General features: G+C 51.1%; 6 protein-coding genes and 5 pseudogenes. 9 read left to right on the top strand and 2 right to left on the bottom strand.

Translation table 11 applies throughout. From position 1 onward, the window contains the following. Positions 1 to 12: 12 nt before the first annotated feature. Positions 13 to 473 (bottom strand): annotated as a pseudogene (locus tag KHX94_RS10670) (NfeD family protein). A 405-nt stretch (positions 474 to 878) separates the two neighbouring features. Between KHX94_RS10670 and KHX94_RS10665 the strand changes: the two are divergent. The 3 genes from KHX94_RS10665 (at position 879) to KHX94_RS10655 (ending at position 3652) form a co-directional block, all read left to right on the top strand. Then, on the top strand, positions 879 to 1658 hold the full coding sequence (locus tag KHX94_RS10665; RefSeq protein WP_244859100.1) for an outer membrane protein OmpK: 780 nt from the start codon (positions 879 to 881) through the stop codon (positions 1656 to 1658). 168 nt (positions 1659 to 1826) lie between these two features. Then, positions 1827 to 2717 carry an acyltransferase gene (locus tag KHX94_RS10660; protein ID WP_425314008.1) on the top strand — a complete coding sequence of 297 codons (891 nt, stop codon included), beginning with the start codon at positions 1827 to 1829 and terminating at the stop codon, positions 2715 to 2717. Continuing rightward, positions 2717 to 3652, top strand: a complete 936-nt coding sequence (locus KHX94_RS10655; RefSeq protein ID WP_213680615.1) for an acyltransferase — start codon at positions 2717 to 2719, stop codon at positions 3650 to 3652. Before KHX94_RS10660 ends, KHX94_RS10655 begins: the two co-directional genes overlap by 1 nt. On the opposite strand, the gene KHX94_RS10650 is transcribed toward KHX94_RS10655, so the two are convergent. Next, positions 3653 to 4177, bottom strand: a complete 525-nt coding sequence (locus KHX94_RS10650) for a 2-thiouracil desulfurase family protein (protein ID WP_244859099.1) — start codon at positions 4175 to 4177, stop codon at positions 3653 to 3655. Between the two features lie 241 nt (positions 4178 to 4418). On the opposite strand from KHX94_RS10650, the gene KHX94_RS10645 reads away from it, so the two are divergent. From KHX94_RS10645 to KHX94_RS10620, 6 genes and pseudogenes are all read left to right on the top strand, one after another. Beyond that, positions 4419 to 5138, top strand: coding sequence for a GntR family transcriptional regulator (locus KHX94_RS10645; protein ID WP_213683408.1), 720 nt, complete (start codon positions 4419 to 4421; stop codon positions 5136 to 5138). 18 nt (positions 5139 to 5156) lie between these two features. Next, positions 5157 to 6030: pseudogene (prpB, locus tag KHX94_RS10640) on the top strand (methylisocitrate lyase). Positions 6031 to 6148: 118 nt separating this feature from the next. Then, positions 6149 to 7271: pseudogene (gene prpC / locus KHX94_RS10635) on the top strand (bifunctional 2-methylcitrate synthase/citrate synthase). A 71-nt stretch (positions 7272 to 7342) separates the two neighbouring features. Further along, a pseudogene (gene acnD, locus KHX94_RS10630) lies at positions 7343 to 9939 on the top strand (Fe/S-dependent 2-methylisocitrate dehydratase AcnD). Continuing rightward, positions 9939 to 11137: pseudogene (prpF, locus tag KHX94_RS10625) on the top strand (2-methylaconitate cis-trans isomerase PrpF). The pseudogenes acnD and prpF overlap by 1 nt, the downstream one beginning before the upstream one ends. A 160-nt stretch (positions 11138 to 11297) precedes the next feature. Continuing rightward, complete coding sequence (locus KHX94_RS10620; protein ID WP_213680614.1) at positions 11298 to 13196, top strand: ligand-binding sensor domain-containing protein; 1899 nt, start codon at positions 11298 to 11300, stop codon at positions 13194 to 13196. The last annotated feature ends 70 nt before the right edge of the window (positions 13197 to 13266 follow it).

Raw genomic sequence — 13266 nt, 5'->3', positions numbered from 1 at the left:
TCCTGTTTGTGATCACTCACCGTCCTGCAACGGCTCCACCACCAAAGCGATATTCTCGCGGCAGATAATTCTGACGGCTGTTCCAGCGGGGATCACACTGCCATCCCCCAATGCTGGCCAGTCGGCCCCTGAAACGTAATACGTCCGGTCTTTTCACCCGGCCCTATGGTCTCCTTCACCTGTGCTCGCTGATTGTAGATGTCCAGTTCTTCATCGGTATTATCAACATGGGAGTCACCGCCCACCATGCGTTGCGTCACCTGTCGGAACCCCAGTAGCAGCACAATGGAGCTGATAAACCAGAGAGTTAAACTCTGCACCCAACCATGTACCATACCGGTCCAGAGTGCACCGGCCACCACCACACAAGCCGCCCCGAGGAATACCACTATGCCGCCGGGAATCACTAATTCCGCCAGCATCAGCACAGCCCCGGCAAGCAGCCAGTACCACACAGCACTCGAAGACATCATATTTCTTCCCCCGAAATCAACTCTGCACCGCACCACTATAGCAACAGTTTTTAACCGAATCGACATAATATGTCAAAAGATGAAATAAAACTGAATGGGAAATAGATAAAACTGTGGTGAAAATCCCGGCAAAAGTTGCAACGAGATCACAAATTCAACATCTGTGCTGATGCCACGGCCTAATCCCTACGTCGTTCTGTTGTTTAAAATTGATATTTTATGTTTGTATTCAATAGATTGAAGATTATTCAACGAAAAACAAAAAATGTAAAAATCCTTTGAGTCCCGCAGCGTTTTTCCCTATATTGCCTTGGTTTTTTAAGCCGGGTGCGGATCAAAGAATTCAACCATAGGACGTGATGATTTTTGCACCAATGGAACTCGATACCGGTCGCGATAATTACATTGCTTACTACTCTACAACTAGGGATAACCCATGATGAAAAAACCTGCCTATTACTGGCACTGTTGCTGTCACCACAAGCCTTCAGTGAAGACTTGGTACAGTGGACAGATACCAGTGTCACCGTACTGTACGGCGACGACTATAAACTGGCACCTTCAGACGAACAAACCACTGTGACCATTGAGTCTGCTGGTGGCTGGAAGTATGGCGACTGGTTCCTGTTCCATGACTTCATTCATCTGAATGATTCCAATGGCGAATCAAACACTAACTATGGTGAAATTTCACCACGCTTCAGTGCCAGTAAAATCCTGGGACAACCAGTAGGTTATGGTGCCATTACTGACGTATCCCTAGCGCTGACCTATGAACACGGTGAAGGGGATGTTGAAAGCTTCCTGTACGGTGTGGGGCTGGATGTCAAAGTGCCTTATTTCTCTTATTTGCAGCTAAACACCTATCGTCGTGATGCTGACAATAATAACAGCAGCGGCTGGCAGTTTACGCCTGTATGGCGCATTGATATCCCGGTTGGCGATAGCAATATCGTGTTCGATGGTTTCATTGACTGGGTATTCGCCTCTGACGGTGACCTGGGTTACAAAGAAAATATCCATATCAATCCACAGATCAAATACGACCTTGGAGCCCTGATCTTTGGTTCAGCACAAAAGAATCGTTTGCTGGTGGGGATTGAATACGATTACTGGAAGAACAAATATGGTGTAGACGGTGTCGATCAGGATACCTACTCCGTGATTGTGAAGTATCACTTCTAATTTTCAAACCGCATACAACTCAACCCGGGTGCCAATGCCCGGGTTTTTATTGGTTTTTATCCACACTTTCACACTGTTGGACAGATTCACGGCACACAGGATTGAGCACAGTGTCATCTACAGGTAACATAAGCGGTCGAATTTCTATCCTGTAGCGGAGCCCTGACGTTGTACTTTATTCGTGGCTGTCTCGCCTTTTGCTGTTATGTCATTAACACCTTGTTGTGGTGTGTCCCTTTATTATTGGGCAGTGTGATAAAACTGCTGTTGCCGCTACCTGTCATTAAACGGCTCAGTAGCCGCTTTCTCGATCGCTGTGCGACTGGCTGGATCAGTACTAATGGTTTGATTGAAAAACTATTTCATCCGCTAACAATTCACGTGGATGCCATGCCGCCGCTGTCCGTCAATGAATGGTATATGGTGATTGCCAACCATCAGAGTTGGGTAGATATTCTGGTGTTGCAGCGGCTGCTTAACCATAAAATCCCATTCCTGAAATTCTTTCTCAAACAGCAGTTAATCTATGTGCCGGTATTGGGATTAGCTTGGTGGGCGCTAGATTTTCCCTTTATGCGGCGTTATACCACTGCGCAACTCAAGAAAAACCCTAAGCTACGTGGCAAGGATATTGAAATCACCCGTAAGGCCTGTGCCAAGTTCAAGCACAATCCCGTCAGTGTGATGAATTTTGTGGAAGGTACCCGCTTCCGTCCGGCTAAACATAAGCAACAAAATTCGCCCTATCAGCATCTGTTACGACCACGGGCCGGCGGCATGGCATTTGCGTTGTCAGCCATGGGCGAACAGATCAACAAAATGCTAGATATCACCATCTATTATCCGCAACACATTCCTACCTTCTGGGATTACATCAGTGGACATCTGCCTGAGGTCTATGTGCACCTTGAACTGCAAGAGATCACCGCCGATATGCGTGGTGATTATATGAATGATCGCGAGTTCAAACAGCATTTCCAAGAAAGGCTGAATCAGATTTGGCATCACAAAGATCAGGTACTGGATCGTCTGCAAGCACAGACGCGAGGAGATGCCTGATGCTGAATTTTCTGCCTAGTACCATCTTGTTTGCGTTAAGCACGCTACTGCTGATACTGAACACTATTCTCTGGAGTTCGTTGGTCTGTGTTGGGGGCTTGTTTAAACTGTTGTTGCCTTGGCGCCCCTGGCAAGTATTGGTCACCCGATTGATGAACACTTTTATGTGGGCTTGGGCGACCTGGAATGGCGGCATTCTGCATCTGATTGCGAAAGTAGAGTGGGATGTACAAGGACTGGAACATCTTAAAAAAGATGGCTGGTATCTGTTAATCAGTAACCATCTGAGTGGTTTTGATATCGCGGCCCAGACTTATATATTCCGCAATCATATTCCTATGTTGAAGTTTTTCTTGAAGAAAGAGCTTCTTTATATTCCGCTGATGGGGTTAGGGTGCTGGGCGCTAGACATGCCCTTTATGAACCGTACCAGCCCGGAAAAACTCAAGAAGAACCCCAAACTTAAGGGCAAGGATCTGGCCACGACCCGGCGCTCTTGCGAAAAATTCAAGGATCTGCCCACCTCCATCATCAATTATGTGGAAGGCAGCCGCTTCACTGATGCAAAACGCAAACGCCAAAATTCGCCCTATCGACATTTGTTGAAGCCTAAAGCTGGCGGAATTGCCTTTACCCTATCGGCCATGGGTGAACAGTTTGATGCGTTACTGAATGTCACAGTGGTTTACCCAGATGCCCCAAAAGATATTCTTAATGCGGTGATGCACGGTAAGGTACATAAGATAGTGATCCGGGTTGAAGCTTTACCGGTTCCAGACGTGGATGCCGAACAGTATTTCAGTGAACCGGAATATCGAGTGGCCTTCCAACGTTGGCTTAATCAAATATGGGAAGCCAAAGATCAGCAGATAGACAACTTACTGACCCAGCATCAGCAACGTACAGCTAACTACAACGACAAGGTGTTGTCCTAGTCACGCCTCATCCCGTAAACGCCGTTGCCACCAGGCAATGGCTTCGGGTAACTGCAATTCACTAAATACCTTTATGCCCATCTGTCTTAACGCCGCGGCGGTCACACCATCGCCAGCAATGAGCCGTCGGCTAAAGCTGCCATCGTAAATCTGCCCGACACCACAAGATGGACTCCTAGCCTTTAGAATAGCCATCACCACCTGCTGCTGTTGTGCCAATTGCCGCGCACACTCAGCGCCACGCTGAAATGCGGCGGTAACATCAGCACCATCACAGGTGATCACCCTAGCGCCTAGCTGCTCCGCAGGTGCCCGTGGAACTGGCAAACCACCCGCCATTTCCGGACAGATAATCAGCAGACGTTGCGCTTGCTGCCAACCTTGTATCACTGGATGCGTTATCAGATTGTCTTGGCCATCATAACGCACCTTTTCGCCCATCAAACAGGCGCTAATCAGGATTTTGCCACGCGACATGAAAATACCATTGCGCTTGTTAACAATGGCTTGATTGTAACAAGCCATAAGAGATGACGCATTTATATCAGTTCGAAATATTGTCTACAAAACACATCAGCATTAACTTAACTTAAAGAATATTTTTTGCACGATTTATATAATTAATATATTGATATTAAACATAAATATATTTATTAGATATTTTTGTTAGACTTACGTCTAACATTGCATATTGTTGACAATTAACACCCACAACTTTAAGGTCAATGCACATTTTGTCAACAGGACTGCACATGGGACAGGCGCTATCACCCCAGAATTTGCCAGAATTTACGCCGCAGGAAAAAGCCTCACGCTGGTGGAACAGGTATTGGTGCAGATCCAGACCAGCATCATCAAAGGTGAGCTGCCCGCCGGTAGCAAAATCAACGAGCAAGCATTAGCAGAAAAATATGGCATCAGCCGCGGTCCAACCCGCGAAGCATTGCAACTGCTAGAGCGGCAGCGCTTAGTGGTGCGGGTGCCCCATATTGGTGCCAGAGTGGCGGCACTGACGGTTGAAGAACTCAACGACCTCTATGAATTGCGCAGCACGCTAGAAGTCATGGCCTGTGAACTGGCAGCCAAGCGTATTACCCAACAGCAACTCGATAACCTGTGGCAGTTATTAGAGCGCCAAGAGGCCGCTTTAGCTGACGGTGACAGTTATTTCCAGCAAGAGGGTGATGTCGATTTTCACTATCAGATCATCCGTGCCAGCGGTAACCGTCATTTGCAGGAAACCCTGATTGGTGGCCTCTACCACCTGTTACGTATGTACCGTTACCAATGCACCAACAACAGTCGCCGTCCGGTCAGAGCCATCGCAGAACATCGTCGTATCGTTGAGGCCATCGCCCAACGCGATGCCGAACTCGCGGGCTTGCTGATGCGCCGTCATATCGAGCAAGGGCGACAGAACACCGAACAGAGATTGAAACAACTTCAGGCGCAAACGCTGGCGGCCAAGCCCCAACAAGTTTGCTGAGGACACAAGGAGCAACAGATGAAAGCAAGTGCCGGATTGAGATTTCGCCAAGCGGTGGCAAACAATAAACCGCTGCAAATCGTTGGTACCACTAACGCCTATTTCGCCTTGATGGCAGAACAATGCGGCATTCAGGCGCTATACCTTTCGGGTGCCGGCGTGGCCAACGCCTCTTATGGCCTGGCCAGATCTGGGAATGACCTCGATGAACGATGTGCTGATCGATGCCAGTCGCATCACCTCAGCCACAGAGCTGCCACTGCTGGTAGACATTGATACCGGCTGGGGCGGCGCATTTAATATCGCCCGTACCATTAAGGAATTTGAGAAAGCCGGTGTGGCCGCAGTGCACATGGAAGATCAGGTATCGCAGAAACGTTGTGGTCACCGACCCAATAAAGCGGTCGTCAGCATTGATGAGATGGTTGATCGCATCAAAGCCGCGGTGGATGCGCGCCAGGACGAGAATTTCGTCATCATGGCGCGGACAGATGCCGTGGCCGTGGAAGGGTTGGAATCCGGTATCGAACGTGCCGCGGCATACATTGAAGCCGGTGCCGACATGATTTTCGCTGAAGCGCTGACCGAATTGCAGCAATACGTGCGCTTCAAAGAAGTGGTCAAAGCCCCCATTCTTGCCAACATGACCGAGTTTGGCAAAACCGAGCTGTTCAATAAGGAACAACTGGCGGACGTTGGGGTGGCGATGGTGCTTTATCCATTGAGTCCATTCCGCGCGGCGAACAAAGCGGCACTCACAGTGATGCAAGCTCTCGTGGCCGATGGGCACCAGCGCAATGTGGTTGACACCATGCAGACCCGTGAAGAGCTGTACCACTATCTGGGATATCACCAGTACGAAGACAAGCTGGATCAACTGTTTAGCAAATAACCGGCAGCACATGCACCAACCTGCTGCCCGATTGCGGGGGCGAACGGCAGCAGGCTGGGCCGGACCAGGCAATGATTGCCAATATATAAAAATGTTCAACGGAATAGAGGAAGCAGCAATGACTGATAAGAAACTGAGTGGTGCTGGACTGCGCGGACAAAGCGCGGGTGAAACGGCACTGAGTACCGTAGGGAAATCTGGCTCCGGCCTGACCTACCGCGGCTACGACGTAAAAGATCTGGCAGAACATGTCAGTTTTGAAGAAGTCGCTTATCTGATCCTCTATGGTGAACTCCCCAACGTGGCCAAGTTAGCCGCCTATCGGCAAAAACTTAAGGGCTTGCGCGGCTTACCACAGGCGTTGAAAGAAGTGTTGGAACGCATTCCCGCCAGTTCCCACCCTATGGATGTGATGCGTACCGGTTGCTCCATGCTCGGTAATCTGGAGCCAGAGAAGGATTTCAGCGAACAGCAGGATGTGGCTGACCGTCTGTTAGGCGCGTTCCCGTCCATCATCTGCTACTGGTATCGTTTCAGCCACGATGGCGTGCGGATTGAAACCGAAACCGATGACGAGCAGATTGGCGCACATTTCCTGCATCTGCTGCATGGCAAAAAACCAGCTCCGCTGCATGCCCGCGTCATGGATGTATCACTGATCCTCTATGCCGAACATGAATTTAACGCTTCCACCTTCACCGCTCGGGTTTGTGCCTCAACCTTGTCGGATATGTTTTCCTGCATCACCGGTGCCATTGGCTCTCTACGTGGGCCACTGCATGGCGGTGCCAACGAAGCGGCAATGGAGCTGATCCAGAACATGCGTGATGAAGAGGATGCCCGCGCAACCTTGCTCGGCAAACTGGAACGCAAAGAAAAGATCATGGGGTTTGGTCACGCCATCTACCGGGAGTCCGATCCCCGTAACGCCATTATCAAGAGCTGGTCTGAAAAGCTGTCAAAAGAAGTCGGCGATGAACGGCTTTACAAGGTGTCAGTGGCGTGTGAAGCACTGATGTGGCAAGAGAAAAACTGTTCTGTAACGCTGACTTTTTCCATGCCAGCGCTTATCACTACATGGGCATCCCGACCAAACTGTTCACGCCCATTTTTGTCTGCTCCCGCCTGACGGGATGGGCGGCACACGTGATGGAACAACGCGCCAACAACCGCATTATCCGCCCCAGTGCCGATTATGTAGGCGTTGCCCCCGTGAAGTTCCCCCAATCGAGCAGCGTTAATCCGGCCAATCTTGCGAGTGATTGCGGGCAATGTGCCCGCACAGCTTAACTGACTTACGGGTGGAAGCACCATGAATACAGCATTCCGGGTGCCGCTAAACGGCACTTCTTTCTCTTACTATGATGCGGCAGCCGCCGTAGATGCCATCAAGCCGGGCGCCTGGGCCACATTACCCTACACTTCACGGGTACATGCTGAAAACTTGGTACGCCGCGCCGCGCCAGCCAAACTTAACGACTATCTGTCGCAACTGATTGAGCGTAAACGCGAACTGGATTTTCCTTGGTTTCCGGCGCGGGTGGTCTGCCATGACATTCTTGGGCAAACCGCACTGGTAGACCTTGCCGGGCTGCGCGATGCCATTGCGGCCAAAGGCGGTGACCCGTCCAAGGTGAATCCAGTCGTTCCCACGCAACTGATTGTCGATCACTCGTTGGCGGTTGAGCATGCCGGGTTTGAAGCCGATGCCTTTGAAAAAATCGCGCCATTGAAGATCGTCGTAACGAAGACCGTTTTCATTTCATCAACTGGTGTAAGACAGCGTTTCGCAACGTTGATGTGATCCCGCCGGGTAACGGCATCATGCACCAGATCAATCTGGAGCGGATGTCGCCAGTAATCCATGCCAAAGATGGCGTTGCTTTTCCCGACACCTTAGTTGGCACTGACAGTCACACACCCCATGTGGATGCGCTCGGGGTGATTGCCGTTGGCGTGGGCGGTCTGGAAGCCGAGAGTGTCATGCTGGGGCGTGCATCTTGGATGCGGCTGCCAGATATTGTTGGCGTGGAACTCAGCGGCAAGCCGCAACCGGGCATTACCGCCACCGATATTGTGCTGGCACTGACCGAATTTTTGCGCAATGAAAAAGTGGTGTCGGCTTATCTGGAATTTTTCGGTGAAGGCGCTGCCCATCTGACCCTAGGCGATCGCGCCACTATCGCCAATATGACGCCTGAATACGGCGCCACCGCAGCCCTATTCGCCATTGATCAGCAGACACTGGATTATCTGCGTTTGACCGGCCGTGACGAGCAGCAAGTACAGTTGGTCGAAACCTATGCCAAACAGGCCGGACTGTGGGCCGATACTCTGCAAGATGCCCAGTATGAACGAGTGCTCAAGTTTGATCTCTCCAGTGTTGGCCGCAACATTGCCGGGCCATCTAACCCACATAAACGGGTCGCCACCGCCGATTTGGCAGCCAAAGGTATCAGTGGCAAAGTGGAGCATCTGGACAATTTAATGCCGGATGGCGCGGTGATCATTGCCGCCATCACCAGTTGCACCAATACCAGCAATCCACGTAACGTTATTGCCGCTGGCTTGCTGGCCAAAAATGCCGTGAATAAAGGGCTGGTGCGCCAACCTTGGGTGAAAACCTCACTGGCACCCGGCTCAAAAGCCGTAGCGCTGTATCTGCAAGAATCTGGGTTATTGCCTTACCTAGAACAGCTAGGGTTTGGCATTGTCGCCTTTGCCTGCACCACCTGCAACGGTATGAGTGGCGCGCTGGATCCGAAGATACAGCAAGAGATTATCGACCGCGACCTGTATGCCACGGCGGTACTTTCTGGCAACCGTAACTTTGATGGCCGCATTCATCCCTACGCCAAACAGGCATTCCTAGCCTCGCCACCACTAGTAGTAGCTTACGCCATTGCCGGTACTATCCGTTTTGATATTGAAAAGGATGTGCTCGGCACCGATGCACAAGGGCAGCCCGTTACCCTGAAAGATATCTGGCCAGATGATGCCGAGATTGATGCCATCATCCGTCAATCGGTAAAACCCGAGCAGTTCCGCCAAGTGTATGAACCGATGTTCAACTTGAAAGTCGAATACGGCGAACATATCAATCCGCTGTACGACTGGCGGCCAATGAGTACCTATATCCGCCGCCCGCCTTATTGGGAAGGCGCGCTTGCCGGTGAACGCACTTTGAAAGGCATGCGGCCACTGGCAGTATTGGGTGACAACATCACCACCGATCATCTGTCACCTTCCAACGCCATTTTACCTAGCAGTGCCGCCGGTGAATACCTGACAAAAATGGGCTTACCGGAAGAAGACTTTAACTCTTATGCCACCCATCGAGGGGATCATCTGACGGCACAACGTGCCACGTTTGCCAACCCGAAACTGTTCAATGAAATGGTCAAAGACAGCAACGGCAAAGTGATTCAGGGCTCACTGGCGCGCATCGAACCAGAAGGCAAGCAGGTACGGATGTGGGAAGCAATTGAGACCTATATGCAGCGCCAGCAACCTTTGTGCATTATCGCCGGTAAAGATTATGGTCAGGGTTCTAGCCGTGACTGGGCCGCCAAAGGCGTGCGGCTTGCCGGCGTCGAAGTCATTGTGGCTGAAGGCTTTGAACGTATTCATCGCACCAATCTGGTGGGTATGGGAGTTTTGCCATTGCAGTTCCTGCCTGGCACAAACCGCAACACCTTAGGGATTGATGGCAGCGAAACCTTTGATGTGCTGGGCGAGCGCACTCCCGGGACACAACTGACATTGCGGCTACACAAAACAGACGGTAGTACCGTAGAAGTACCAGTACTGTGCCGCTTGGATACCGCTGAAGAAGTGGCCATCTATGAAGCGGGTGGCGTATTGCAGCGTTTTGCTCAGGACTTTTTACAGGAGCAGGGGCAAGCGTAATGGCTAAAGTACAGATTAAAATCCCGGCCACTTACATGCGTGGTGGCACCAGCAAAGGCGTATTTTTCCGGTTGCAGGACTTACCACCAGCGGCGCAGCAACCAGGTGCCGCCCGTGATGCTTTGCTATTGCGAGTGATTGGTAGCCCAGATCCTTACGGCAAACACACCGATGGCATGGGCGGTGCAACCTCCAGTACCAGTAAAACCGTCATTCTCAGTCGCAGCGACAAAGCGGAACATGATGTGGACTACCTGTTTGGTCAGGTGGCTATCGACAAGCCCTTTATCGACTGGAGCGGCAACTGCGGCAATCTCACCGCGGCAGTTGGTGCCTTCGCCATCAGTAACGGCCTGGTTGCCCCAGAACGCATCCCCGATAACGGCATATGTACCGTGCGCATCTGGCAGGCCAATATCAGCAAAACCATTATTGCTCACATCCCAATTGCCAACGGCCAGGTGGTCGAGTGCGGCGATTTTGAACTCGATGGCGTGACTTTCCCGGCGGCAGAAGTACAGATTGAGTTTCTTGACCCCGCCGACGATAGCGCTGGTGGCGCGATGTTTCCCACTGGCAAGCTAGTGGATGAACTGCAATTGCCGGACGATTTAGTGGCGGGGGCAAACTCAAAGCCACTTTGATCAACGCTGGGATCCCAACCATTTTTGTCAACGCCGCGGATCTTGGTTATAGCGGTACAGAATTACAAGACGCCATCAACGGCGATGCTAACGCGCTGGCACGTTTTGAGTTACTGCGGGCCTATGGCGCTATCAAAATGGGACTGATTGAGACATTGGCGCAAGCCCAAACCCGCCAACATACGCCGAAGATTGCCTTTGTTGCGCCACCGGCGAATTACACCGCATCCAGTGGCAAAGCAGTTAGTGCTAGCGATATCGACCTGCTGGTTCGCGCATTATCCATGGGCAAATTGCACCACGCCATGATGGGCACTGCCGCTGTTGCCATCGCTACCGCCGCCTGTATTCCTGGCACGCTAGTCAATCTTGCGGCTGGCGGAGGTGAACGGGGACAGGTACGTTTTGGTCATCCTTCCGGTACCCTCAGAGTGGGCGCAGAAGCCCAATGCAATGACGGCCAATGGCAAGTCAGTAAAGTCATCATGAGCCGCAGCGCCCGAGTATTGATGGAAGGCAGCGTGCGCGTACCAGAAGACTATCTGCCTGTCTGAACCGAGTTCAAAGCAAAAAGGCCTTGCTTCCTCCCCTTCCGGCAAGGCCTTTTTTATCCGTAGCAACGGTAGGCAGTTTCCACTGCTTGTTATAGGATATGTAACTCATAACCTATAGCAATGTTACAGGCTACTTTTGCGTCGATTTCTGAGTATATTCATGCTGCTAATGGGCCTCGGAGTGCTATCTCCTCCGCTGCAAGCCGTGGCTTTGTCGCAGCTCAGGTTTCAACATATTAATAGCCTTAACGGCCTGCACCAAAACAGTGTCTATTCATTGTTTCAAGATAACGGCGGCATCTTGTGGATTGGCACTCAAGATGGCTTGCAGAGTTACAACGGTACTGACTTCAATCTCTTCCTACATGACCCGTTTCGGGATGATAGTCTGAGCGACAGCTTTATCACGGATATTGTCCAAAGCGCTGATGGCACTATCTGGGCCGGAACCTACAGTGGTGGGGTAAACCGCTTCCAACCAGAAACCGGCAGTTTTCGCCGTTATGGTAAGGCTCAGGGGCTGAAAAACTTACAGATTGTGGAAATGGCAACCGTAGGGAAGCAACTCTGGGTTGGCACGCCACAAGGATTGTATCGTCTCAGTGATGATCAAAATCAACTGCTGCCAGTGGCCGTTGGTCAAAGCGCATTTCCGGTCGTTACCAGCCTGCATGCCCTAGACGCCAACAGCTTGTTTATCTCTACCGCCAATTCAGGCGCTTATATTTTCCGTGCCGGACAATGGCTCCCCATCACCCTGCCACCCGATAAACAACGAATTCGTCAGATAAGCAGTTCTCCCGATCACAGCCTCTGGCTGGCACAAGGCAATAGTCTCTGGCGCTACCACAATTTATCGGCGGCTCCGGAACGGATATACCAGTTACCACAAGACAATCAGGTGATTCGCGATATCGTCTTTGTCTCTGATGACAACATCTGGCTTGGGGGCGATGGTACCGGACTCATTAACCTACAACGTAAAGGCGAGCAATGGCACACCACGGTTTTCCGTTATAGCCCGTTCGACGCTAACGGCTTGAGCGATAACGATGTGTTTAATCTACTACTGGATAAGCAAGGGAATCTCTGGATCGGGACGCGCTATTCGGGACTCAATCGCATCAACATTACCCGGCAATATTTCACTCATATTTACAATCAGCAAGATCCCTTCAATCAGCAGCATTTCAATAATTTCCGCGCTATATTCCGCAGCAGCGATGGCAATCTGTATCTGGGCACCAACAATGCTGGGCTGTTCCGGCTGGATGCCAATGGTCATTTTCATTCCTTTAATGCGCAGTTCGCCAAGGTGTTGAATGTACCGCTGAAAACGCTGCATCTGCGCATCATGGACATTGTTGAAGATAATGAGCAGCAGCTATGGCTGGCCACCAATAGCGGTTTGGCCAAGCTGACATTGGACGGACAGCTAACGGTATATACTGAAACCACACAACTAGGATTTATCCGCACCCTGACCATAGATGCGCAACAACGCCTGTGGTTGGGTGCGGGTCGCCAGCTCTATCAATTTGATCGCAAGACGGCAACCGCAACCGCGTTTACTGCGGCCAATAACATCCTTCCCGCTAACGATGAACCCCAGCAAGTCATTCTCAATGTTAAGGCGAGCCCAGAGGGTTTATGGGTCAGCACCATGATGGGCGCCTATCGTTTAGATCCTGACAGTGGCGACAAGCTAGTATTTCCAGGCAAAGCTTTGCCACACCCGTTTGTTCGTGATGTATTGCAAGCGCAAGACGGGAGTATTTGGCTGGCAACACACGGCGGCCTGACACGTTATTACGATGGCAAACTAACACAAGTTGCCCCACAAAACGGCCTGCTTAATAACACCACTTATGCCTTGGTTGAAGATCGTCAGGGCTACATCTGGTTCAGCAGCAATGCCGGGATCAGTCGCCTGATCCAAGCGACAATCGCATTGAGAGTTTTAATGAAAACGAAGGCTTGCAAGCGCTGGAATTTAACGGTGGTGTCCGTTGGCAAGATAGTGACGGCAGTATCTGGTTTGGCGGCATCAATGGGCTGAATCACTTTTACCCAGCAGAGATCCCCCCAAACGTGCCAAGAATCGTATCGCCTTAGCCGCGTGGCAACTC

The organism is Shewanella dokdonensis, from assembly GCF_018394335.1.
Taxonomy (GTDB): Bacteria; Pseudomonadota; Gammaproteobacteria; order Enterobacterales; family Shewanellaceae; genus Shewanella; species Shewanella dokdonensis.
This window is presented reverse-complemented; position numbering and strand designations above follow the sequence as displayed.